Origin of the sequence: Pseudomonas gingeri, from assembly GCF_013385635.1 — a bacterium.
GTDB lineage: Bacteria > Pseudomonadota > Gammaproteobacteria > Pseudomonadales > Pseudomonadaceae > Aquipseudomonas > Aquipseudomonas gingeri_A.
In genome coordinates this window covers 56,535-80,169 of sequence record NZ_JACAPR010000012.1, presented here as the reverse complement: position 1 = coordinate 80,169, position 23,635 = coordinate 56,535, and the positions used below count along the sequence as shown (strand labels likewise).

The window sequence follows — 23,635 nt, the reverse complement described above, 5'->3', positions numbered from 1 at the left end:
ATGGCAACGCTCGAACTTCGCAATGTAAACAAGACCTACGGCGCCGGCCTGCCGGACACCCTGAAGAACATCGAACTGTCGATCAAGGACGGTGAGTTCCTGATCCTCGTGGGACCTTCGGGTTGCGGCAAGTCGACGCTGATGAACTGCATCGCGGGCCTGGAAAACATCACCGGCGGCGCGATCATGATCGGCGACCAGGACGTCAGCGGCATGAGCCCGAAGGATCGCGACATCGCCATGGTGTTCCAGTCCTACGCGCTGTACCCGACCATGAGCGTGCGCGAGAACATCGAGTTCGGCTTGAAGATTCGCAAGATGAGCCAGTCGGCCATCGACGAGGAAGTCGCTCGTGTGGCCAAGTTGCTGCAGATCGAGCACCTGCTCAATCGCAAGCCGGGCCAGCTCTCCGGCGGCCAGCAACAGCGCGTGGCCATGGGCCGGGCGCTGGCGCGTCGGCCGAAGATCTACCTGTTCGACGAACCGCTGTCCAACCTCGACGCCAAGCTGCGGGTCGAGATGCGTACCGAAATGAAGCTGATGCACCAGCGCCTGAAGACCACCACGGTCTATGTCACCCACGACCAGATCGAGGCGATGACCCTGGGCGACAAAGTGGCAGTCATGAAGGACGGCATCATCCAGCAATTCGGCACCCCGAAACAGATCTACAACGATCCGGCCAACCTGTTCGTCGCCAGCTTCATCGGTTCGCCACCGATGAACTTCATTCCGCTGCGTCTGCAACGCAAGGACGGCCGCCTGGTCGCCCTGCTGGACAGCGGGCAGGCACGCTGCGAGTTGCCGATGAACATGAGCGACGCCGGCCTCGAAGACCGTGAGGTGATTCTGGGCCTTCGTCCCGAACAGATCGTGCTAGCGTCCGGCGAGGCTGCGGGCATGCCGAGCATCCGCGCCGAGGTACAGGTCACCGAGCCGACCGGCCCGGACACGCTGGTCTTCGTCACGCTCAATGACAGCAAGGTCTGCTGCCGCCTGGCGCCGGATGTGGCGCCGCAGGTGGGCGAGACCCTGACACTGCAATTCGATCCGGCCAAGGTGTTGCTGTTCGACGCCAAGACCGGTGAACGCCTGGGCCGAGTGGGCAAGCCCGAAGCGCAGGCGCATAGCGACAACGTGGCGCAGTTCAAGGGCCGCTGAGTTGGCAGCGGGTGGTTCGCCACCCGCTGCGATCGATGTAAACCACGTTCAATAAAAACTGTTAATAAAAATAAGACGAGGATGTAGGGATGAAAAAGAAGAACACCAACGCCCAACTTATCTGCCAGTTGTCAGTGGTGGCGGCGTTAATGCTGGCCGGGAGCGTGCATGCAGCCGACGCTTTCAGCTCTGATTCGAAATGGATGACCGGTGACTGGGGTGGTGAGCGGACCAAGCTGATCGAGCAGGGTATCGATATCCAGGCCGACTACGTGGGTGAAGTCGGCGGCAACCTCGGCGGCGGCTACAACAACGACAAGACGGCACGCTACAGCGACCAGTTCGGCCTGGGCGTGAAGTTCGACCTGCAAAAGCTGCTGGGCTGGGATAACACCCAGGCCAAGATCCAGCTGACCAACCGTAATGGCCAGAACATCTCCAACGACCGCGTTGGCGATCCACGTGCCGGCACCCTGAGCTCCTCGCAGGAAGTCTACGGTCGTGGTCACATGGTCCGCCTGACCCAATTGTGGGTGCAGCACCAGTTCCTCGATGGCAAGCTGGACGTCAAGGCCGGTTACTTCGGTGAAGGCGAAGACTTCAACACCTTCCCATGCGACTTCCAGAACCTGGCGTTCTGCGGTTCCCAGGTGGGTAACTGGGCGACCGGCATCTGGTACAACTGGCCGGTCAGCCAGGCGGCACTGCGCGTGAAGTACAACATCACGCCTGAGTTCTACGCGCAGATCGGTGCGTACAACCAGAACCCGTCGCAACTGGAACACGGCAACGGCTTCAAGCTCAGCGGCAGCGGCACCAAGGGCACCGTGCTGCCGGTCGAACTGGTCTGGTCGCCGAAGGTCAACAACCTGCCGGGCGAATACCGTGTGGGCTACTACAAGAGCACCGCCGACGCCAATGATGTCCGCGAAGACAGCAATGGCCAGGACGCCGCCACCACCGGCAACGGTTTCCGCGTTCACAACAGCAAGCACGGCTACTGGTTCGTTGCCCAACAGCAACTCACCAGCCACAACGGCGACGCATCCCGCGGTCTGAACGTCGCGGCCAACGCCACCTTCCACGACAAGGACACCAACGTCGTCGACAACTACCAGTCGCTGATGTTCGTGTACAAGGGCCCGTTCGATGCCCGTCCGAAGGATGACATCGGTATCGGTTTCGCCCGTATCCATGTCAACGATGACGTGAAGAAAAATGCCGAGCTGGCCAACGCCGCCATTGGCGTTAGCGACTACGACAACCCGCTGTACTCGCCACTGCGCGACACCGAGTACAACTATGAGCTGAACTACGGTATCCACGTCACCAACTGGCTGACCGTGCGTCCGAACCTGCAATACATCACCCATCCGGGTGGCGTGGACAAGGTGGATAACGCCGTGGTTGCCGGTCTGAAAATTCAGTCGGTCTTCTAAGGCCTCGACTGATAAGCTCTCTCTCTATGTGCGCATCTTGCGGATGGTCCACCAGACCGTCCGCTTTTTTTTGGTGGGTGCGGGTGAGGACGGTTCGCCAGGGCAATACGCTTGGCAGACGCCGCATAACCTGTAGGAGCCGGCTTGCCGGCGAAAGGGCCCTCGCGGCCGCCAAAAGCTTCGTGGGTAAGCACCGCTCCCACAGTCACATGGATACGGCAAAACGATTTTCAGGATTCGCGGCACATGCATGAGCAACCGCTACAACGCTTTTTCAAATCCCGGCGCGAACAGCCGGTGTTCCAGTGGGAGCGCTTTCAACAGCGTGAAGTGCTGGTGATCGACCATCCACTGTGCCAGGCGGTGTTCAGCCGCCAGGGTGCGCAGTTGCTGCATTTCCAGCCACGGGGACAGAAACCCTGGCTGTGGTGCGCGGCGAAGTGGCCGCAGGTCGGGGCGATTCGCGGTGGCGTACCGGTGTGCTGGCCCTGGTACGGTCGACACCCGAGTGAAAATGCCTGGCCTTCCCACGGCTGGGCCCGCCTGATCGACTGGAAATTGTTGGAAAGCAGTTCCGATGACGAGGGGGTCAGCCTGCACTGGCGCCTGCAGTTGTGCGACTGGCAGGTGGACCTGCATGCCCGTCTCGGCGAGACCATGGAGTTGCGCCTGAGCACCGAGCACCAGGACAGCGAACCCTGCCAGTTGAGCCATGCGCTGCATGCCTATTGGCGCATTGGTGACGTGGGTGAGGTAGCGCTGTCTGGGCTGGAAGGCGCCCAGGGTTACGACCAGTTGAATCGCCAGGTTTGCCAGCAGGAAGGCGAGTTACGCGTGGATGGCGGTTGTCAGCGGGTGTTCCAGCACGACGGCGAATTGCACCTCAAGGATCACGCCTGGCAGCGCGAGTTGTGCATCGATACCGGTGACAGCGCCGATACCGTGGTCTGGCATCCGGGGCATCGGCCATTGCTGGGCGTGAGCTGGAACGAGGTGATGGGCTTTGTCTGTGTCGAGGCCGCCAGTGGTGGCACCGACAGCCTGTGCCTGGCGCCGGGGGAGCGGGCGCACCTGAGCTTGCAGGCGCGGGCTTCAGCCTAGGCAGGCGCTGTGGCGGATGACGCCATCGTCGGCAAGCCGGCTCCCGCAGGTGGTGTTCTATCGTACTTGTGGGAGCCGGCTCATCCGGCACAGAATCAGTGCCGTTCTCAGTCGAACTCGTCACCCACCGGGTAGCGACTGGCATTGAGGCTTTCCTTGATCTTGCGCAGGTGCGGCTGGAAGTCCACGCCACGGCGCAGGGTCATGCCGGTGGCGAGGACATCGAGCACCGTCAACTGGACGATCCGCGAGGTCATAGGCATGTAGATGTCGGTGTCTTCGGGCAACGGGATATTCAGGCTCAGGGTGCTGGCCTTGGCCAGTGGCGAACCGGCTGCCGTCAGGCCGAGTACCGAGGCGCCGTTCGCGCGGGCGATGCGCGCCACCTCCACCAGCTCCCGCGTGCGCCCGGTGTAGGAAATGATCACGAACAGCTCGCCGGTATGGGCGACCGAGGCGATCATGCGCTGCATCAGTACGTCGACGTGGGCGGTGACCGCCATGTTGAAACGGAAGAACTTGTGCAGGGCGTCCATGGCCACCGGTGCCGAGGCACCGAGACCGAAGAAGTGGATCTGCCGGGCCTGGGTCAGCAGGTCGACGGCGCGGTTGATCAGGGCCGGATCCAGTACCTGGCAGACGCTGTCCAGCGAGGCGATCGCGCTGCCGAAGATTTTCTGGGTATAGGCTTCGGCGTTGTCGTCGGCCTCCACCGCGCGGCTGACATAGGCCGCGCCGCTGGCCAGGCTCTGGGCCAGTTGCAGCTTGAGTTCCGGGTAGCCGCTGACGTCGAACGAACGACAGAAGCGGTTGACCGTCGGTTCGCTGACCGAAGCCGCCTGGGCAAGGGCGGCGATACTGTAGCGGGTCGCCTGCTGCGGGTTGAGCAGGATGACTTCGGCGACTTTGCGCTCGGCCTTGTTCAGGTCTTCGAGACGGCTCTGGATCTGTTCCAGCAGGTTGCGGATGCGGTCCATGTGGGTGTTCCTTGGTTCTGCAATGCCTATGAGAACGTGCTTTGGCGGCTCTCGGCGGTGGCCTATCCTACTGATGGCGTCTGTGGACCACCACTCGCAATCGTCATTTTGATAAAATGTTGTGGTTATTACTACATTTTTCCTTGAGTGATGCCTCAAAAAAAGGTATTTATCGTTTAACTTGATAAAAGAACAAACATCATGCCTTCGATAACGGTTGAACCGTGCACCTTTGCCTTGTTCGGCGCCCTGGGCGATCTGGCGCTTCGCAAGCTTTTTCCTGCCTTGTACCACCTCGATAGCGCCGGTCTGCTGCACAAGGACACGCGGATCCTGGCCCTGGCCCGCGAGCCGGGCAGCGTCGACGAACACCTGGCGACCATCGCCGCCGAGCTGCGCGAGTTCGTCGAGGCCAAGGAAATCGACGAAGTGGTCGTCGAGCGTTTCCTCGGCCGCCTGAGCTACCTGCATGTGGATTTCCTCAAGGCCGACGACTACGTGGCCCTGGCGGAAACCGCCGGGACCGCCGAGCGGTTGATCGCCTATTTCGCCACGCCGGCCTCGGTGTATGGCGCGATCTGCGAGAACCTGGCGAAAGTCGGCCTGGCCGAGAACACCCGGGTGGTGCTGGAAAAGCCTATCGGCTCGGACCTGGAGTCGTCCCGCAAGGTCAATGACGCGGTGGCGCAGTTTTTTCCGGAGAACCGTACCTACCGCATCGACCACTACCTGGGCAAGGAGACGGTGCAGAACCTGATCGCCCTGCGTTTCGCCAACAGCCTGTTCGAAACCCAGTGGAACCAGAACTACATTTCCCACGTGGAAATCACCGTGGCCGAGAAGGTCGGCATCGAAGGCCGCTGGGGCTATTTCGACAAGGCCGGTCAACTGCGCGACATGATCCAGAACCACCTGCTGCAGTTGCTCTGCCTGATCGCCATGGACCCGCCGGCCGATCTCTCGGCCGACAGCATCCGTGACGAGAAGGTCAAGGTGCTCAAGGCCCTGGCGCCGATCAGTCCGGAAGGCCTGACCACTCAGGTGGTGCGTGGCCAGTACATTGCCGGGCACAGCGAAGGCAAGTCCGTGCCGGGCTACCTGGAAGAAGAGAATTCCAATACCCAGAGCGACACCGAGACCTTTGTTGCCCTGCGTGCCGACATCCGCAACTGGCGCTGGGCCGGCGTGCCGTTCTACCTGCGTACCGGCAAGCGCATGCCGCAGAAGCTGTCGCAGATCGTCATCCACTTCAAGGAACCGTCGCACTATATCTTCGCCCCCGAGCAGCGCTTGCAGATCAGCAACAAGCTGATCATCCGCCTGCAACCGGACGAAGGTATTTCCTTGCGCGTGATGACCAAGGAGCAGGGCCTGGACAAGGGCATGCAACTGCGCAGCGGGCCGCTGCAACTGAATTTCTCCGACACCTATCGCAGTGCGCGGATCCCGGATGCCTACGAGCGTCTGTTGCTGGAAGTGATGCGCGGCAACCAGAACCTGTTTGTCCGCAAAGATGAAATCGAAGCCGCGTGGAAGTGGTGTGACCAGTTGATCGCCGGTTGGAAAAAGTCCGGTGATGCGCCCAAGCCGTATGCGGCCGGGTCCTGGGGGCCGATGAGCTCCATTGCACTGATCACGCGGGATGGGAGGTCGTGGTATGGCGATATCTGAACTGAAACTGCCGCAAGGCGTGACGGGCCGCGAGTTCGGCACCCCGGCGCTGTTGGCCGAAGGCCAGGCCAAGGACGTCGCCCAACAGCTGCGTACGGCGATTGCCGCCCGTGGCGTAGCAACCCTGGTGGTTTCCGGCGGGCGCAGCCCGGTGGCGTTTTTCCAGAGCCTGGCCAAGCAGGACCTGGACTGGAGCAAGGTGGTGATCAGCCTCGCCGACGAGCGCTGGGTGCCGGTCGAGCACGCCGACAGCAATGCCGGCCTGCTCAAGCGTTACCTGCTGCAAGGCCCGGTGGCCAAGGCCCGCTTTATCGGCCTGTATAACGCCGCGGCCAATCTGGACGAGGCCGCGCAGCAAGCCGACCAGTTCCTCGCCGAGCTGCCGGATATCGACGTGCTGGTACTGGGCATGGGCGATGACGGTCATACCGCCTCGCTGTTTCCCAACAGCCCGAACCTGCAGGTCGCCTTGCAGGTGGATGGCAGCCGGCGCGTCTGGCCGATGCTGGCACCGACCGTGCCGCACCAGCGCCTGACCATGAGCCGGGCCCTGTTGTCTTCGGCGACCTTCACCGTGCTGGCGATTTCCGGCCAGTCGAAATTGACCACCCTGAACGCCGCGTTGGCGGGCGATGAGCTCGCCCTCATGCCGATTCGCGCGTTTCTGAAACCTACATTAGAGATTTACTGGTGCCCATGAGCCAAGGATCAGCTGCTATGAAAAACAATGCCCCGACCGTCTCCATGGCAGACAAGGTCGCCCTGATCGATGAACTGTGTGCCCGTGCGCGGATCCTGCCGGTCATCACCATTGCCCGTGAGCAGGATGTCCTGCCGCTGGCCGATGCCCTGGCCGCCGGTGGCCTGACCGCCCTGGAAGTGACCTTGCGTTCGCAGTTCGGCCTCAAGGCCATCCAGATCCTGCGTGAGCATCGTCCGGAACTGGTGACCGGTGCCGGCACCGTGCTCGATCGCCAGATGCTGACGGCGGCGGAGGCGGCGGGCTCGCAGTTCATCGTCACCCCAGGGATCACCCGTGACCTGCTGGAAGCCAGTGTCGACAGCCCGATTCCCTTGTTGCCGGGCATCAGCAATGCCTCGGGCATCATGGAGGGGTATGGCCTGGGCTATCGCCGCTTCAAGCTGTTCCCGGCGGAAGTCAGCGGCGGCGTGGCGGCGATCAAGGCGCTCGGCGGCCCGTTCGGTGAAGTGAAGTTCTGCCCGACCGGCGGCGTCGGCCCGGCCAATATCAAGAGCTACATGGCGTTGAAAAACGTCATGTGCGTGGGCGGCAGCTGGATGCTGGATCCGGAGTGGATCAAGAACGGCGACTGGGCGCGCATCCAGGAGTGCACCGCCGAGGCGCTGGCCTTGCTGGATTGATTCACCGTTACTGAATTCGTTGTGTGTACTACGGCTTTACGGTGCGCTTGGTCGGCGCACCGTTTTTTTATGCCAGCAGAAAGCCCCTCGCTTGCCTGGGGGCGAGCCACCCTGTGGGAGCGGGCTTGCCCGCGAAGAGGCCCTTGAGGCTTACAGCGCCCTTGCGGCCGTCTTCGCGGGCAAGCCCGCACACAATGGCCTGGTCAACCTCGGATACGCAGCCAATACAAAACCCTGCGTGCTGGCTTGCTGGCGATAGCAATAGGCCTGGCAATTACGGCCTTCAGCTCATGCGCTCAAATCGGCGAGGGCCCTTGTCAATAAGCCGATATCTTCGGCCGAGGTGGTAAAGCCCGGGGTGATGCGGATGCACGGTCCGCAGGCCGAGCCGCCGCGGGTCACGGTGAACAGGTTGTAGTCCTGCAACAGTCGATCGACCATCACCTGCTGGTTCGCCTGGCGGGTAAACCGCATCGAGGTGATCGCGCAGTACAGCCGCGGGTCATCCGGTGTCACTACCTCGATGCCCGACATCTTGCGCGCTTCGCCGACCCACAGGTCGCGCAGGTAATTCAGCCGTGCTCCCTTGGCCGCCGCGCCGCCGATTTCCCGATGCTCGGCGAACACCGTCGGCAGGGTCATCAACGCCGGAATATTCGGGGTACTGTGGGGTGTGCGCGAGCGCACGTCCGTGATCGGATAATGCATTTCGCCCATGTCCGGGTCGATATCGGCCAGGCGTTCGGGATCGATGTAAATGACGCCCAGGCTCAAGGGGGCGCCGATCCATTTCTGCAGGTTGAAGCCGGCGAAGACCACGCCCATTGCCGGCAGGTCGAATTCGATCTGCCCCAGGGCATGGGCGCCATCGAGGATCACATCGACCCCATGCTCCCGCGCCGCCTCGACAATCGCCTGCACCGGCATCACCAGTCCGGTACGGTGGGTGACGTGGGTCAGCGCCATCAGCTTCAGGCGCGGATAGCGCACGAACGCCTCGCGGTAGCTCGCCAGCAATGATTCGAAGCTCGCCGGGTGGGTATGCTCGATGCGGATCACCTGCACACCGCGATGGCGTTCGAGCCAGTTCAGCGCGCCCTTGACCGTGTCGTATTCCAGGTCGCTGTACAGCACCTGGTCGCCCGGTTGCAGGCGGTTGTAGTTGCGGATCAGTGATTGCAGGGCATCGGTGGCACAGCGGGTGAGGGCGATGGCTTCGTCGCTGACGCCCATCAGTTCGGCCAGCTCGGCGCGAATCGCCACGCTGCCGACCTTGTCGAAGTACTGGCGGACATGCACCGAGTTGCTGCGGTTGATGAATTCGATGTTGTGCTGGTAGTCCGCGATCACCCGGCGACTCATGCGCCCGAAGTAACCGTTTTCCAGGTTGAGCGGGCCGGGCTCGACGTCGTAGCGCCGGGCCACGGCCTGCCAGAAGTGTTCGTCGCGGGCGTTGTCTTCATTCCTTGGCATGGCGGGGCTCGTCGGGTCAGTGGCGGGGTTTGGGTTTGCCGTGCTTGGCACGCAGCGGGTCGAGCAGGTCGGACAGACCGTTGTGGTCGATCTCCTGCATCAACGCCAGCAGGCCGCCGAGTTCACCATGGGGAAAGCCTTCGCGGGCGAACCAGTTGAGGTACGGGCCGGGCAGGTCGGCGATGATCCGCCCCTTGTATTTGCCGAAGGGCATTTCGCGGGTGACCAGCAGTTCGAGCTTTTCGGGGTTCATTCGGGACCTTGCCTCAGGTGTTCAAGCGACTGGAAAAATACAGGCATTCTGCATGCAGGCCAATTGACAGATCATGCAAATAACGGCGATACAGATTTTTAGGATTTTTATAACCTACTGAAAAATATAATAAAAATCATAAGATGAGGGCTGGCATGGTGACTGCAACGGTATAGCTAACTTCCACCACCAGAAGGAATTGAGTCATGACCAACTTGAATAAAGAAGCCATTTCGGTTCTCAATCATCTGATTGAAGTCAGCAAGGATGGCCAGGAAGGCTTCAAGACCTGTGCCGAAGATATCAAGAACCCCGAGCTCAAGGCGCTGTTCGTCAAACGTTCGAGCGAGTGCCAGGCGGCGGCCACGGAATTGCAGGCCGAAGTACGCAAGCTGGGCGGCGATCCGGAAACGTCCACCAGTGTCTCCGGTGATCTGCACCGTCGCTGGGTGGACGTGAAGGCGCTGTTCACCGGCAAGGGCGAGGAGGCTGTGCTCAACGAGGCCGAGCGCGGTGAGGACCATGCCAAGAAGGCTTATCGCGAGGCGCTGGAGAAACTCGCCAAGCACAACATGCTGGGCTTGCGTGACCTGGTGGATCGTCAGTACCAGGGCGTGCTGCGCAATCATGATCAGGTCAAGGCGCTGCGTAATATCGCTCGCGCCAGTTAAGTCGCCGCTATTGCTCCTGTGGGGCTGGCTTGCCAGGGAAGGCGAGCCTCAAGGCCCTCTTCGCGGGCAAGCCCGCTCCCACAGGGATCGGCGTTTCGATACAACTGTCGCAGCTGCCTCCACTCCCCTGTGGGAGCTGGCTTGCCAGCGAAGAGGGCTTCACGAGCGCTACAAGCCTCAAGGTTCTCATCGCCAGCAAGCCGGCTCCCACAGTTTTTGTCGTGATCAGCCAATGGTGATCGGCGGCGGGCTGGTCAGGGTCACGGTCTGCTGCTTGCGAGGGGCGAGGATTTCCGCCTCGCCGTCCACCACCAGCTCATCGCGCTGGTTGAACACGCGGGTGGCGATGCGCACACGAAACTTCGGCAGTTTCTCGAGGATTTCCAGGCGCACGGTCAGGGTGTCGCCGATCTTCACCGGTTTCTGGAAGCTCATCTGCTGGCCCAGGTAGATGGTGCCCGGTCCAGGCAGCTCGCAGGCCACCGCGGCACTGATCAGCGCGCCGCTGAACATGCCGTGGGCAATGCGTTCCTTGAACATGCTCGCGGCGGCGAATTCGGCATCCAGGTGTACCGGGTTGTGGTCACCGGACATCGCGGCGAACAACTGGATGTCGCGTTCTTCCACGGTCTTGCTGTAGCTGGCGGTCTGGCCGACTTCGAGGGCTTCGTACGGCGTATTGGTCACCTGGGTCATCTGATACCTGTCCTGTGAAAGTTTATTAAAATCAACTAATTGATTTTAAAGGAAAATAATCATTCTGAACGCGCTGGTCGACGGTGCGCGAGGGTCTGCTCCAGCCATTGCAGCACATCGGCGGTCACTTCATCGCGATTGGTCTCATTGAAAAGTTCGTGCCGCGCCTGTGGGTAGACGCTCAATTGCAGGTTTTGGCTACCGGCTTCGCGCAAGGCATCGGCGAGATGTTTGAGGCGCTTGCCTTCACTGACCGGATCGCGTTCGCCGCCCATGACCAGCAGCGGCAGGCCGGGGTCGATCTGCGTCAGGTTCCTGGCTTTGCTGATCTGTTGCAGGCCACCCAGCAGATCGATCCACAACTGGTTGGTGCAGCGGAAACCGCAAAGCGGGTCGTTGACGTACTTGTCGACTTCCTCCGGGTCGCGGCTCAGCCAGTCGAAGGCCGTACGGGTAGGCTTGAAGGCCTTGTTGAACGAGCCGAATGACAGCCAGTCGATCAAGGCACTACGCCCCGTGGCGCCCTGGCGCCAGCGTTCACCGCGGGCAATCGCGGCGGCGGCGCGGTACAGCGCCACGGGCTGGAAGTTCGAACCGCTGAGGATCGCCCCTTGCAGGCTGGCGCTGTGGTGCAGCAGATAGGCCTGGGCAATGTAGCTGCCCATGCTGTGGCCGAGCAGGATGATCGGCTTGCCCGGCTGCTCTTCGCCGATGCGCTGGTTGAGGCTCGCCAGATCACTGACCACCACGCACCAGCCGTCGCGGTCGGCGAAATGCCCGAGCACGCCGTTTTCGGCGGTCTTGCCGTGCCCGCGCTGATCGTGGGCGTAGAGCCCGTATCCGGCCTCGCACAGTGCCGCGGCCAGGCGGGCGTAACGGCCACTGTGCTCGGCCATGCCATGGGACAGCAGGACCACTGCCTTCGGCTCGCCCTCCGGCAACCAGCGATTGACATAAAGGCGGCTGTGGTCACTCACGGTCAGCCAGAAAGTGTCGTGGATCATGGCGGTTCCTTTGCTCAAGAAGAGACGGGCACGAGGCGAGACAGGGCACGGGATGGCATGCGGAGTCGATCCATTGTATAGCGCATCCTCGTCAAGGAAGCAGGTCATGCTGCGCATTGGCAGCAAGATTCATGATGTTAATGACTGTGTCCGCCATATTTGCCTGATTCCACATTGCTGCTAACGTCCGCTAAGCACCGCTTTTTTGCTGTATGAGAACGCGGCCCCGGAGAGGCTCAGGCAAGAGGACAAGAACAATGCAAGCTGATTTCTGGAACGACAAGCGCCCCGCCGGCGTGCCCCTGGATATCGAGGCGGGCGCCTACAAATCCGTGGTCGAGGTATTCGAGCGCTCCTGCAAGAAATTCGCCGACCGTCCGGCCTTCAGCAATATGGGCGTGACCCTGACCTACGCCGAACTGGAACGCTACAGCGCAGCCTTTGCCGGTTACCTGCAAGCCAATACCGACCTGCAACCCGGCGACCGCATCGCCGTCCAGTTGCCCAACGTCCTGCACTACCCGATTGCCGTGTTCGGCGCCATGCGCGCCGGGTTGATCGTGGTCAACACCAACCCGCTGTACACCGTTCGCGAGATGCGCCACCAGTTCAAGGACTCCGGGGCCCGGGCGCTGGTCTACCTGAACCTGTTCGGCGCGCGGGTCGAGGAAGTGCTGCCCGATACCCGCATCGAGTTCCTGATCGAGGCGAAGATGGGCGATCTGATGGCACCGGCCAAGGGCTGGCTCACCAACCTGGTGGTCGACAAGGTGAAGAAGCTGGTACCGCCTTATCGGCTTCCCCAGGCGATCTCGTTCAAGAGTGCCTTGCACCTGGGCCGCGGCCAGAGCATCCAGCCGCTCAAGGTCAGCCTCGATGACCTCGCGGTGCTGCAATACACCGGCGGCACCACGGGCCTGGCCAAGGGCGCGATGCTCACACATGGCAACCTGGTGGCGAACATGCAGCAGGCGCGGGCCTGTCTGTCGCAGCCGGGGCCCGACGGTCAACCGCTGCTCAAGGAAGGCCAGGAAGTGATGGTCGCGCCGCTGCCGCTGTACCACATCTATGCCTTCACCGCGAATTGCATGTGCATGATGGTCACCGGCAACCACAACGTGCTGATCAGCAATCCGCGGGATATCGGCGGCTTTATCAAGGAGCTGAAAAAGTGGCGCTTTTCCGCGCTGCTGGGGCTCAACACCTTGTTCGTGGCGTTGATGGAACACCCGGACTTCAAGACCCTGGATTTCTCCAGCCTGAAGCTCACCAACTCCGGCGGCACCGCGTTGGTCAAGGCCACCGCCGAACGCTGGGAGAAAGCCACGGGCTGTCGCATCACCGAGGGCTACGGCCTGACCGAGACTTCGCCGATTGCCTGCACCAACCCCTATGGCGACAAGGGCCGCCTGGGCTCGGTCGGCATCCCGGTACCCGGCACCAGCCTGAAGGTCGCCGATGACAACGGCGTCGAGCAGCCGTTGGGCGAGCGTGGCGAGTTGTGCATCAAGGGCCCGCAGGTGATGAAGGGCTACTGGCAGCAACCGGAGGCGACGGCTGAAGTACTGGATGCCGAGGGTTGGTTCAAGACCGGCGATATCGCGGTGATCGACCCGGATGGTTTTGTCCGTATTGTCGATCGCAAGAAAGACATGATCATCGTCTCCGGTTTCAATGTGTACCCGAATGAAATCGAAGATGTGGTGATGGCCCACCCGAAAGTCGCCAACTGCGCGGTGATCGGCGTCCCGGACGAGCGTTCGGGCGAGGCGGTGAAGTTGTTCGTGGTGGCGCGGGAGGCGGGGGTCAGCGTTGAAGAACTGAAGGCCTACTGCAAGGAAAACTTCACCGGCTATAAAGTGCCCAAGCATATCGTGCTGCGTGATTCGTTGCCGATGACGCCGGTGGGCAAGATCCTGCGGCGGGAGTTGCGTGATAACGCCTAGGCCGCAATCGATGTTGTGTCAGTGAGGGCCTCTTCGCGGGCAAGCCCGGCTCCTACGGACTAGAGTCGTACTCGAAATAACGATACGACGCGAAACTGTAGGAGCCGGGCTTGCCCGCGAAGCTTTTAAAGGAGGCTGAAACACCCCGGCCAGAGCGAAATCCAGCGCAATAGAATCTTTACTCTAAAAATGACTATTGCAGTTTCTTGAGTCAAGTTTATGACCGTGGAGCCCATCTTTGGCTCTAGGCGACCCTTGGCAAAGCTGCTACTCTCGGCGCGCTTTGTGACTTCTCGGCGTAAGTTAAAGCCAGATTCACCCAATAAAAAACACAGACAAATAATAATCGCATTAAATGCGGTGCTGAATTCGCGTTGCTGAGGAGTGGGCTTCCATGATCGAAGACTTTTGGAAGGATAAGTACCCAGCTGGGATTGCTGCCGACATCAATCCCGATGAGTACCCGAATGTTCAGACGGTATTGAAACAGTCTTGCCAACGATTCGCCAGCAAACCGGCCTTTAGCAACCTCGGCAAGACACTCACTTATGGTGAGTTGTACGAGTTGTCCGGTGCTTTCGCCGCCTACCTGCAACAGCATACGGACCTGCAACCGGGCGATCGGATCGCCGTGCAGTTGCCCAACCTGCTGCAATACCCGATTGCCGTGTTCGGTGCCATTCGCGCCGGGCTGATCGTGGTCAACACCAACCCGCTGTACACCGCGCGGGAAATGGAACACCAATTCAATGACTCCGGCGCCAAGGCCCTGGTGTGCCTGGCGAACATGGCGCACCTGGCCGAAGCGGTGGTGCCCAAGACCGGCGTGCGGCATGTGATCGTCACCGAAGTGGCCGATCTGCTGCCACCGCTCAAGCGCGTGCTGATCAACAGTGTCATCAAGTACGTGAAGAAGATGGTGCCGGCCTATCACCTGCCCAAGGCTGTCAAGTTCAACGACGTGCTGGGCAAGGGCCTCGGCCAGCCGGTCAAGGAAGCCAATCCGGCCAGCAGTGACGTCGCGGTGCTGCAATACACCGGCGGCACCACCGGCGTGGCCAAGGGCGCGATGCTGACCCACCGCAACCTGGTGGCGAACATGCTGCAGTGCAAGGCACTGATGGGCTCGGACCTCAATGAAGGCTGCGAGATCGTCATCACCCCGCTACCGCTGTACCACATCTATGCCTTCACCTTTCATTGCATGGCGATGATGCTGATCGGCAACCACAACATCCTGATCAGCAACCCGCGCGACCTGTCGGCGATGGTCAAGGAACTGTCGAAGTGGAAGTTCAGCGCCTTTGTCGGCCTCAACACCCTGTTCGTCGCCCTGTGCAACAACGAGACGTTCCGCAAGCTGGACTTCTCCGCGCTCAAGGTCACCCTGTCGGGGGGCATGGCCCTGCAACTGGCGGCGTCCGAGCGTTGGAAGGCAGTGACCGGCTGCTCCATCTGCGAAGGTTACGGCATGACCGAAACCAGCCCGGTGGCCTCGGTGAACCCGAGCCAGAAGATCCAGCCCGGGACCATCGGCATTCCGGTGCCGTCGACCCTGTGCAAGGTGATCAACGACGAAGGCGTCGAGCAGGCGCTGGGCGAGATCGGCGAGCTGTGCATCAAGGGCCCGCAGGTGATGAAGGGCTATTGGCAGCGCCAGGATGCCACCGACGAGATCCTCGACAGCGAAGGCTGGCTGAAGACCGGCGACATCGCGATCATCCAGCCCGACGGCTACATGCGCATCGTCGACCGCAAGAAGGACATGATCCTGGTGTCCGGTTTCAACGTCTATCCGAACGAGCTGGAAGACGTGCTGGCGGCTCTGCCGGGCGTGCTGCAATGCGCGGCCATCGGCGTGCCGGACGAGAAGTCGGGTGAAGTGATCAAGATCTTCATCGTCGCCAGGCCGGGCGTGACCCTGACCAAGGATCAGGTGATGGAGCATATGCGCGCCAACGTGACCGGCTACAAGGTGCCGAAGTCCGTGGAGTTCCGCGATGCACTGCCGACCACCAACGTCGGCAAGATCCTGCGCCGCGAGTTGCGTGACGAGGAACTGAAGAAGCTGGGCCTGAAGAAAATCGCCTGATGCTGCAGAAATGACAAAGCCCCGCCGATGCGGGGCTTTGTCATTTCAGGCGTATCCCTGTAGGAGTCGGCTTGCCGGCGATGACGTCCGAATAATCAGTGCAAGGCTTGCGGGCCTCATCGCTGGCAAGCCAGCTCCTACACAGGCCATCTCCTGGAGGCTTCAGGGTTGCTGGAACTGCGCGAAACCTACCCCGGCACCCGTCGGGCGCACATCCTTGAGGAACGAGTCCTTGTCGGCGCTCAGTTCCAGGCTCAGCTCCGGCTTGCGCTTGCCGGCATTGCGCACCACCAGGCCTTCCATCCGTTCACGCAGGAACACCGTCGGCACCTTCAGGTGCAGCAATTCGCCGGTGGCCGGGGTATGCAATAGCAGGTGCACCCATTCGTACTGGCCGATCGCCAGGCGTGCCAGGGGAATATCGAACCACCAGATATTGCGGTTGCGGTTCAATTCGGTGAAATGGCAGTTGTTCAGGCCGAGCACCGCGCCGCCCAGTTCCTGGTTCCTGCGGGCAATCGCCTGCTTTTTATCGAGTTTCATCACTTTCCTACCGTTATCGATCTTCAGCGCCTGAGCCTGAATCTGGCGGCTATTCTCATGGGTCGGCGGGCAAACATAAAGGCAAACCTGCTGTCTGTGATGAACAACCGGTCGAAAATAATTGAAACTCCGCACAAAAGCCTCGGGTCAACCTTTATGTCGGGACACTGACGCCCCGCACTTAACTGATGGAGAACGACCATGAGCAGCACTGGCGATAAGATCAAAGGCACAGCGAATCAAGCGGTTGGTAACGTCAAGCAGGCTGTCGGCAAAGCCACCGACAACAACCGGCTGCGCACCGAAGGCAAGGCCCAGGAAATGAAGGGCGACGCGCAGAAAGCGGTGGGCAAGACCAAGGAGGCGATCAAGAAGGCGGTCGATAAATAGACCGCGTTGCGATCGAACGAACGGCCATCCCAGGATGGCCGTTCTTGTATAGCGGATGGGCGAACAAGACAGAGAAATTGTTTAGCGCTTGCCAACTGCGCTACCGTGGCACTGCACTACCGTGAACAAGAAACCTGCCCTTGAGTCGCCTGCTGACCTGGCCCCCATGATTGCGGCGAAAGGAGACGCTATGATTTTTCCGGACTTGCGTGGTCTTCCCTTGCACCGTGTGCTGATACGCACGGTGCAGGAGTTCGTCGACGACGAAATGTCGACCTATGCCTCGGCACTGGCCTACCAGATGCTGTTTTCGCTGTTCCCCTTCCTGCTGTTCCTGATAGCCCTGATCGGTTTCCTGCATCTGCCGGACTTCTTCACCTGGCTGCGCATGCAGTCGGAGCTGGTGCTGCCGCCCCAGGCGCTGGACCAGGTCAACCCGGTGATCGACCAGTTGCAGCAATCCAAGGGCGGCCTGCTCTCGGTGGGTATCGTCATCGCCCTGTGGACCGCCTCGGCCGGTGTGCGGCTGATGATGAGCGCGATGAACGCTGCCTACGATGTGGTCGAGGCGAGGCCGATCTGGAAGCGCTTTCCGCTGTCGATCTTCTACACCGTGGGCATCGCTGGCATGTTGCTGGCCGCGGCTGCGCTGATGGTCCTCGGACCGCAGGTGATGAGCTGGCTGGCCGGGCAGATCGGCATGGAAGACTTCGTGGTTACCCTCTGGACCATCCTGCGCTGGCCGGTGATCGTGCTGTTGCTGATGTTCGCCGTGGCCCTGATGTACTACGTGATGCCGGACGTGAAGCAGAAATTCGTGTTCATCACCCCCGGATCGGTGCTGGCGGTGGTGGTGTGGATCGTGGCTTCGCTGGGCTTTGGTTATTACGTGAAAACCTTCGCCGATTACAATGCGATGTATGGCAGTATCGGTGCGATCATCGTGCTCCTGCTGTACTTCTATATTTCCGCGGCGGTGCTGCTGCTGGGCGCGGAAATGAATGCGGTGATCGAACACATGTCGTCGGAAGGCAAGAATCCCGGCGAGAAGGACTTCCACGAACACCACGACAAGATGCCCGTCTCCGGACTGGGGCGCGACCACTCCCTGAAACCGACTACTGACGAAACCTGATCATGATCCGTGAAATCCTGAAAATGGGCGACGAGCGCCTGCTGCGCATCGCCCCGCCGGTTCCCCCGGAGATGTTCGATACCGCCGAGCTCTGGCAACTGATCGACGACATGTTCCAGACCATGGAGCATGTCGGCGGGGTCGGCCTGGCCGCGCCGCAGATCGGTGTCGACCTGCAACTGGTGATCTTCGGTTTCGAGCACAGCGAACGTTATCCGGACGCCGAGGCGGTGCCCCAGACGATCCTGATCAACCCGCTGATCACCCCCCTGGGGCCGGAGCTGGAAGAGGGCTGGGAAGGCTGCCTGTCGGTACCGGGGCTGCGCGGCGCGGTGGATCGTTATACGCGCATTCGCTACGAAGGCTTCACGCCCAAGGGCGAGCCGCTGGTGCGGGTCGCCGAAGGTTTCCATGCGCGGGTCGTGCAGCACGAATGCGATCACCTGATCGGTCGCCTGTATCCGTCGCGGATCAGTGACTTGCGCAAGTTCGGTTTTACCGAAGTGCTGTTCCCCGACCTCGACCCGACCGCCGACGACTGACCCCTAGCGGGCCGCCACCTTGCCGGGCTTGACGAAGCGCAGGGTCAGGCGGTCAGACTCGCCAATGGCCAGGTACCTGGCCTTGTCCTGTTCGCCCAGGCGCAACGACGGCGGCAGGGTCCAGACGCCGCCGGCATAGTCCTTGGTGTCCTTCGGATTGGCGTTGATTTCACTCTGTCCCTCCAGCACGAACCCGGCATCGGTGGCCAGTTTCACCACGTAGGTGGTGGGCAGGTAGCCGCTTTGCCTGATGCTCTCCAGGTCTGCACCGTCCTTGGCCCGATGATCCACCACGCCCAGCACGCCGCCGGGCTTGAGTACCTTGAAGAACGCCGAGAACATTGCTGGCGCGTCATCGGCCATGACCCAGTTGTGTACGTTGCGGAAGGTCAGCACCCGATCGGCCGAATCCGGCTTGCCCAGCACCGGCGCCTGGGGATCGAACTCGACCACGGCAGCCTTGGCGTAGTGTGTCGGGTCCTTGGCGAATTTCTGCTTCAGGCCGTCGGCCGAGCGCTTGGCGTAATCGCTGGTGGCGGTGGCCTGCACGGCGGCGATGTACTGCCCGTGATCCTTGAGCAATGGCGCCAGCACTTCGCTGTACCAACCGCCGCCCGGCGTGATTTCGATCACCGTCTGGTTGGCCTGCAAGCCGAAGAACTGCAAGGTCTGTCGCGGGTGGCGATAGACGTCGCGCACGCTGTTTTCCGGGGCGCGCCAGTTGCCGGCGAGGACCTTGGCGTATTGCCCGTCGCTGATGGTCGCGGGGATGGCGGCCTGGGCGAGGGCGGGAGCGAGCAGGGCGGTGAAGGATAAAGCCACGAGGGTGCGGTTCATGATCATCCTGGCAGGAACGGGTGGACCATCGAGGCTATCACGCAGCCCCGGGCGGTCGATCACACATTTTTCGCAGTCGAGCTAACCAACGGTTCTATGCCCAGGGCCACCAGCGGCTTGCTGCGCGAGTAGCGCGCCAGACGGTCCGCCAGGGATTGCGGGAGTGTTCGCGCGGGACTGAAACCCTGGCGTGCATAGAAGCCTTGCAAGTCCGGATGACAGAACAGCCAGACCGGACCCTCGGCCTCGCGCCGCGCCCGGGCGATCAATGCGCTGGCGATGCCCCGGCCTCGCCAGCACGGATCCACCAGCAGGCCGGTCAGCCAGAAACCTTCGGCGACCGCGGTGAGGCACAGCCCGGCGATGATCCCGTCGCACCGCGCGACCCACAATTGGCCATCGCCGGCTGAACGCATCGACGAGTTGTGGGCGCTATAGAACTTGTTCAGCAACGGTCGCAGCGGCTCCGGGAGCAGGGCGTAGTCAGCGGTCGGCATGGGATCGGGCAACGGACAAGGCGGGGGTCGATTATAAAACAGCCGGCGCCAGCGGATAGGTGTATACCTGAATCTAAATCCTGACGGAGTGCACATCATGAGCAAAGGCATGGATTCAAAGAAAGCCGCGAAGAAGAAACCGGCCAAGACCGCCGACGAGAAACGCGCGGAGAAGAAGGTCAAGAAGGCCAACGTATTCGGTCACTGAGCTTCAAGGGTTCTTGAGCGCCAAGTTGGTTCTAAGCTGATAACCAATCGATCTGCAAGATTTTGCGTCGCCAATGCACATCAGGGGATAAAGCCGAGGTTTGTCCCTCGGCCTGTCCTGTGCGAAGCCGATCGATGCCCAATTACCTCGACCCTGTTCACCGTGAAGAAATCCTTTCCCTGTCCCGCACCTTTACCGGTCGTACCGAATGGCCGACCTGGCTGTTGCTGATCGCCGTGTATGGCGGCTGGTTCGCGGTTGTCCTTGGCAGTCATCACCTGGGGCTGTGGCCGAGCACACTGTTATTGATCCTGCTGGTGGCGTTGTGGCTGTCGGTGCAGCACGAATTGCTGCACGGTCACCCGACGCGCCTTGACGGGGTGAACAAGCTATTGGGCTACGCGCCGTTTGCCGTCTGGTATCCCTATACCCTGTATCGTGACAGCCACCTGATCCATCACCGCGACGAAGACCTGACCCTGCCCGGCATCGACCCCGAGAGCCGCTATCTGCGACAGCAGGACTGGCAGCGCTGTTCCCTCTTTGAAAAAGCCCTGCACCGGTTGAACAAGACGGTCTTCGGCCGCTTGCTGGTGGGGGCGCCGCTGGCCTTGTTCACCCTGGTACGGGAAGAGAGCGGGCGCTTGCGTCGAGGTGAGCTCCGGGCCTGGCTGATGTGGCTGACCCACGGCACGCTGACCGTGCTGATGCTGGTGTTCGTCGCCCGCCACAGCATCATCCCGGTATGGCATTACCTGCTGCTGGTCAGTATCCCGGCACTGTCGGTGGCCATGCTGCGTTCCTACTACGAACATCGTCCCCACGCCGAACCCGAGCAGCGCACGGTGATCAACGAGGCCGGCTGGCCCTTGAGCTGGCTGTTCCTCAACAACAACCTGCACCTGATGCACCACGACCTGCCGAAACTGCCCTGGTACTTCCTGCCCCGGGTCTACCGCGCGCGCCGTGAACAGTGGCTGGCGCGCAGCGGTGGCTTTCTAGTAAAAGGCTACGGCGAGCTGCTGCGGCGCCATGCCATGAAAGCCATCGATAGCCCCCAACACCCGTTCTCCTGAGGAGTCGCCATGACCGCCCGTTACGCCGAATTGCTCATGTACGTGGCCCCGCAAGCCGTGCAGCAGGCCAACGAACAATGGCTGGGGCGGATTCTCGACACGCTCGCTGTCAGCCGTCGCCCGGCCGAGGACCTGGACCTGATGCAGCTCTGGTTGTCCCCGCAGTTGCTGCTGACGCAGACCTGCGGCTACCCGCTGATGACCCTGTTGCGCGGCCAGGTCACGGTGATCGGCCGGCCACGCTATGAACTGCCGGACGCCAGCGCGGGCAACCATTGCAGCCTGCTGTTGACCCGCGAGGACAATCCGCGCACGACCCTGGAGGACTTTCGCGACAGTCGCGGCGTGCTCAATGATGAAGGCTCCAACAGTGGCATGAACCTGCTGCGCCAGCGCCTGGCACCGCTGCAGCGTGGCGGCCGCTTCTTCGCCAGCGTCGACTACAGCGGCGCTCACCGCGAAAGCCTGCGCTGGTTGCGCGAGGATCTGGCCGACCTGGCGGCGGTGGACAGCGTGACCTTCGCCTACCTGGCGCGGTTCGCCCCCGAGGAAGTGGCCGGGCTGCGGGTGGTGGCACGCAGTGCGCCAAGTCCGTGCCTGCCGTATATCGGGCCGGCTGGCCTGGACGAAGCGCAGCGCGGTCGGCTGCGCGAGGCGATGAACCAGGCCCTGCGCGAACTGCCTGAAGTGGCCGAGGTACTGGGGCTGGCCGAGGTGCTGCCGGCCAGCGAGGCGGATTACCGGATTCTCCTCGATTATCGGGATGAAGCGGCCGCGCTGGGCCTGGCCCGGCTGGGCGCATAACCCCTTTCACTACCTCCACCCCTGTAGGAGCCGGCTTGCCGGCGATAGCGGTCTGTCAGGCGACAACGATGTCGAGCCGCGGATCGCCATCGCCGGCAAGCCGGCTCCTACAGGTTGTAATTTATGTTTTTGGTTATATAAAAATACCTTTTAAGTATTATTAAAGAATAAGCCGTGTTGGTAGCATCCTGCCACCGGAACACCGGACATACAGCGCAACTCTCTTGATCTGGAGCCATCATGTCCGGCGCCGACACACCTCACAGCGATTACGTGGGCGGGTTATTCCGCACGCATTACGATTGGCTCTGCGCCCGTTTGCGCCGCCATCTCGATTCCAGCGCCAGCGCCGAAGACATCGCCGCCGACACCTTCGTGCAACTGCTGATGGCCGCGGACAGCCTGCCGATTCGCCAGCCCCGCGCGCTGTTGACCACCATTGCGCAACGATTGATGTACCAGCTCTGGCGCCGTCGCGACCTGGAACGTGCCTACCTCGACGCCCTGCAACAGGAGGATGACGCGCAGGTACCCTCGCCGGAGGACCTGGCCCAGATGCTCGAAGCGCTGGAGACCATCGACCGTCTGCTCAGCGGTCTGCCGGACAAGGTCAAGGCGACTTTCCTGCTGTCCCAGGTCAATGGCCTGACCTATCCCGAGATCTCGGTCGAGTTGGGTATCTCCCAGCGTTCGGTCAGCGACTACATGACCCGGGCGATCAGCCGTTGCCTGCGTGCGAGGCTGGACTGAGATGAGTCGCGAACAGGACCCGGACCCGCTGATCGAAGAGGCTGCGCGCTGGATCGTCCGGCTGCGTTCCGGCCAGGCCAGCGACGCCGACCGGCGTGCCTACCAGCAGTGGCGCAATCAGGATCCGCGCCATGAGCAACTGTGCAACCAGTTGGAAAACCGTCTCGGAGTGTTCCGGACTCCCATCGACCAGGGCATCAGCGGCGAACTGCTGCAGCGGGCGCTGAGCGCTCCGGCCAGTCGTCGCAAGTTACTGCAGGGGGCCTTGCTCGGTGTCGGCGTGATGCTCGGTGCCGGCCTGTTGTTGGGCGATGCCGGCACCTCCCTGGCCGAACTGACCGCCGACCTGCGTACCGGCACCGCCGAGCGCCGCAGCCTCGAATTGCCCGATGGCAGCGAGTTGCAACTCAATGCCAGGAGCGCCGCCGATATTGACTTCGACCCCCGGCGGCGGCAGGTGCGTTTGCTCGATGGCGAGCTGTTGGCGAGAGTCGCCAGGGATACCGCGCGGCCCTTTGTCGTGCAGGCGCCCCAGGCCCGGGTACATGCCTATGGCGATCATCTGCTGGTTCGCGAGCGGGATGGCCAGGGCCATGTCGTGGCCCTGGGCGGTGCCGTGGAAATCGTCGGTCCGACCGGCGAACGCCTGCAATTGCCGGCCGGCCATGAAGTCTCCTATGACCGCTATCGATTCGGCCCGATCCGGCTCAGTCACGGCAGTGCCACGGCCTGGGTCGACGGCCTGCTGGAAGTGCGCGACGGCACCCTCGGTGAGGTGGTCGAGGCCCTGCGTCCCTGGCGTCCGGGTGTCTTGCGCCTTGATCCGGCGATTGCCTCGTTGCGGGTCAGCGGGCTGTTCCGGCTTGATCGGCCAGAGCAGATTCTCGACACCCTGGCCCGCACGCTGCCGATCCGTGTCGCCCGGCATACCGACTTGTGGGTGACCTTGAGCCCGGCGTAGCGGGTTGGTTCTAAGACCATAACCA

24 protein-coding genes are annotated in these 23,635 nt (G+C 61.8%); 16 read left to right on the top strand and 8 right to left on the bottom strand.

Features of this window, described 5'->3' with window-relative positions; translation table 11 throughout:
- From HX851_RS39100 to HX851_RS39090, 3 genes are all read left to right on the top strand, one after another.
- The gene (locus HX851_RS39100; RefSeq protein WP_177058970.1) at positions 1–1,161 is read left to right on the top strand and encodes an ABC transporter ATP-binding protein; all 1,161 of its coding nucleotides are present in this window, start codon (positions 1–3) and stop codon (positions 1,159–1,161) included.
- 89 nt (positions 1,162–1,250) lie between these two features.
- Positions 1,251–2,600: a carbohydrate porin gene (locus tag HX851_RS39095; protein WP_177065284.1), complete on the top strand. Its 1,350-nt coding sequence runs from the start codon at positions 1,251–1,253 to the stop codon at positions 2,598–2,600.
- 246 nt (positions 2,601–2,846) lie between these two features.
- Positions 2,847–3,701 (top strand): D-hexose-6-phosphate mutarotase, encoded by an 855-nt coding sequence (locus HX851_RS39090; protein WP_177058974.1) that lies wholly within the window; start codon positions 2,847–2,849, stop codon positions 3,699–3,701.
- A gap of 107 nt (positions 3,702–3,808) precedes the next feature.
- Here the strand turns inward: HX851_RS39090 and HX851_RS39085 are convergent, their stop codons facing one another.
- A complete protein-coding gene (locus HX851_RS39085) occupies positions 3,809–4,669 on the bottom strand; it encodes a MurR/RpiR family transcriptional regulator (protein ID WP_177059095.1) in 861 nt (286 codons plus the stop codon).
- A 210-nt stretch (positions 4,670–4,879) separates the two neighbouring features.
- Here HX851_RS39085 and zwf point away from each other — a divergent pair, with 210 nt between their 5' ends.
- Genes zwf through HX851_RS39070 form a run of 3 tightly spaced genes read left to right on the top strand, consistent with a single transcriptional unit; the run spans position 4,880 to position 7,732 of the window.
- On the top strand, positions 4,880–6,349 hold the full coding sequence (gene zwf, locus HX851_RS39080) for a glucose-6-phosphate dehydrogenase (protein WP_177058975.1): 1,470 nt from the start codon (positions 4,880–4,882) through the stop codon (positions 6,347–6,349).
- A complete protein-coding gene (pgl, locus tag HX851_RS39075) occupies positions 6,336–7,049 on the top strand; it encodes a 6-phosphogluconolactonase (protein WP_177065285.1) in 714 nt (237 codons plus the stop codon). Before zwf ends, pgl begins: the two co-directional genes overlap by 14 nt.
- A gap of 17 nt (positions 7,050–7,066) precedes the next feature.
- Positions 7,067–7,732 carry a bifunctional 4-hydroxy-2-oxoglutarate aldolase/2-dehydro-3-deoxy-phosphogluconate aldolase gene (locus HX851_RS39070; RefSeq protein ID WP_177065286.1) on the top strand — a complete coding sequence of 222 codons (666 nt, stop codon included), beginning with the start codon at positions 7,067–7,069 and terminating at the stop codon, positions 7,730–7,732.
- A 288-nt stretch (positions 7,733–8,020) separates the two neighbouring features.
- Here the strand turns inward: HX851_RS39070 and HX851_RS39065 are convergent, their stop codons facing one another.
- Both HX851_RS39065 and HX851_RS39060 read right to left on the bottom strand, forming a co-directional pair.
- A complete protein-coding gene (locus HX851_RS39065) occupies positions 8,021–9,205 on the bottom strand; it encodes an aminotransferase class V-fold PLP-dependent enzyme (protein WP_177058981.1) in 1,185 nt (394 codons plus the stop codon).
- A gap of 16 nt (positions 9,206–9,221) precedes the next feature.
- A complete protein-coding gene (locus HX851_RS39060; RefSeq protein ID WP_027619874.1) occupies positions 9,222–9,458 on the bottom strand; it encodes a DUF3820 family protein in 237 nt (78 codons plus the stop codon).
- A 206-nt stretch (positions 9,459–9,664) separates the two neighbouring features.
- Here HX851_RS39060 and HX851_RS39055 point away from each other — a divergent pair, with 206 nt between their 5' ends.
- On the top strand, positions 9,665–10,129 hold the full coding sequence (locus tag HX851_RS39055) for a PA2169 family four-helix-bundle protein (protein WP_177058983.1): 465 nt from the start codon (positions 9,665–9,667) through the stop codon (positions 10,127–10,129).
- A 225-nt stretch (positions 10,130–10,354) separates the two neighbouring features.
- On the opposite strand, the gene HX851_RS39050 is transcribed toward HX851_RS39055, so the two are convergent.
- Together HX851_RS39050 and HX851_RS39045 are read right to left on the bottom strand one after the other, a co-directional pair.
- Positions 10,355–10,825, bottom strand: a complete 471-nt coding sequence (locus HX851_RS39050; RefSeq protein ID WP_017126221.1) for a MaoC family dehydratase — start codon at positions 10,823–10,825, stop codon at positions 10,355–10,357.
- A gap of 59 nt (positions 10,826–10,884) precedes the next feature.
- Positions 10,885–11,829 carry an alpha/beta hydrolase gene (locus HX851_RS39045; RefSeq protein ID WP_177058985.1) on the bottom strand — a complete coding sequence of 315 codons (945 nt, stop codon included), beginning with the start codon at positions 11,827–11,829 and terminating at the stop codon, positions 10,885–10,887.
- 257 nt (positions 11,830–12,086) lie between these two features.
- On the opposite strand from HX851_RS39045, the gene fadD2 reads away from it, so the two are divergent.
- Positions 12,087–13,775 carry a long-chain-fatty-acid--CoA ligase FadD2 gene (fadD2, locus tag HX851_RS39040; protein WP_177058987.1) on the top strand — a complete coding sequence of 563 codons (1,689 nt, stop codon included), beginning with the start codon at positions 12,087–12,089 and terminating at the stop codon, positions 13,773–13,775.
- A gap of 394 nt (positions 13,776–14,169) precedes the next feature.
- A complete protein-coding gene (fadD1, locus tag HX851_RS39035; RefSeq protein WP_177058989.1) occupies positions 14,170–15,867 on the top strand; it encodes a long-chain-fatty-acid--CoA ligase FadD1 in 1,698 nt (565 codons plus the stop codon).
- A 162-nt stretch (positions 15,868–16,029) separates the two neighbouring features.
- Here the strand turns inward: fadD1 and HX851_RS39030 are convergent, their stop codons facing one another.
- Positions 16,030–16,410, bottom strand: coding sequence for a hypothetical protein (locus tag HX851_RS39030; RefSeq protein ID WP_177058991.1), 381 nt, complete (start codon positions 16,408–16,410; stop codon positions 16,030–16,032).
- A gap of 201 nt (positions 16,411–16,611) precedes the next feature.
- Between HX851_RS39030 and HX851_RS39025 the strand changes: the two genes are divergently transcribed.
- The 3 genes from HX851_RS39025 to def all read left to right on the top strand — a co-directional run bounded on the left by HX851_RS39025 (position 16,612) and on the right by def (position 18,477).
- Positions 16,612–16,800: a CsbD family protein gene (locus HX851_RS39025; RefSeq protein WP_177058993.1), complete on the top strand. Its 189-nt coding sequence runs from the start codon at positions 16,612–16,614 to the stop codon at positions 16,798–16,800.
- Between the two features lie 190 nt (positions 16,801–16,990).
- Positions 16,991–17,935, top strand: coding sequence for a YihY/virulence factor BrkB family protein (locus HX851_RS39020; RefSeq protein WP_017126216.1), 945 nt, complete (start codon positions 16,991–16,993; stop codon positions 17,933–17,935).
- A gap of 2 nt (positions 17,936–17,937) precedes the next feature.
- Positions 17,938–18,477: a peptide deformylase gene (def, locus tag HX851_RS39015; protein WP_177058995.1), complete on the top strand. Its 540-nt coding sequence runs from the start codon at positions 17,938–17,940 to the stop codon at positions 18,475–18,477.
- Positions 18,478–18,480: 3 nt separating this feature from the next.
- On the opposite strand, the gene HX851_RS39010 is transcribed toward def, so the two are convergent.
- Positions 18,481–19,314, bottom strand: coding sequence for a class I SAM-dependent methyltransferase (locus HX851_RS39010; protein ID WP_177058997.1), 834 nt, complete (start codon positions 19,312–19,314; stop codon positions 18,481–18,483).
- A 59-nt stretch (positions 19,315–19,373) separates the two neighbouring features.
- Positions 19,374–19,811 (bottom strand): GNAT family N-acetyltransferase, encoded by a 438-nt coding sequence (locus HX851_RS39005; RefSeq protein ID WP_177065287.1) that lies wholly within the window; start codon positions 19,809–19,811, stop codon positions 19,374–19,376.
- Positions 19,812–20,153: 342 nt separating this feature from the next.
- Between HX851_RS39005 and HX851_RS39000 the strand changes: the two genes are divergently transcribed.
- The 4 genes from HX851_RS39000 to HX851_RS38985 all read left to right on the top strand — a co-directional run bounded on the left by HX851_RS39000 (position 20,154) and on the right by HX851_RS38985 (position 23,610).
- Complete coding sequence (locus HX851_RS39000; protein WP_177059000.1) at positions 20,154–21,095, top strand: fatty acid desaturase; 942 nt, start codon at positions 20,154–20,156, stop codon at positions 21,093–21,095.
- 9 nt (positions 21,096–21,104) lie between these two features.
- Positions 21,105–21,899 carry a phosphate/phosphite/phosphonate ABC transporter substrate-binding protein gene (locus tag HX851_RS38995; RefSeq protein WP_177059001.1) on the top strand — a complete coding sequence of 265 codons (795 nt, stop codon included), beginning with the start codon at positions 21,105–21,107 and terminating at the stop codon, positions 21,897–21,899.
- A gap of 240 nt (positions 21,900–22,139) precedes the next feature.
- Positions 22,140–22,649, top strand: coding sequence for a sigma-70 family RNA polymerase sigma factor (locus HX851_RS38990; RefSeq protein WP_177059002.1), 510 nt, complete (start codon positions 22,140–22,142; stop codon positions 22,647–22,649).
- Position 22,650: 1 nt separating this feature from the next.
- Positions 22,651–23,610 (top strand): FecR domain-containing protein, encoded by a 960-nt coding sequence (locus tag HX851_RS38985; RefSeq protein WP_177059003.1) that lies wholly within the window; start codon positions 22,651–22,653, stop codon positions 23,608–23,610.
- The last annotated feature ends 25 nt before the right edge of the window (positions 23,611–23,635 follow it).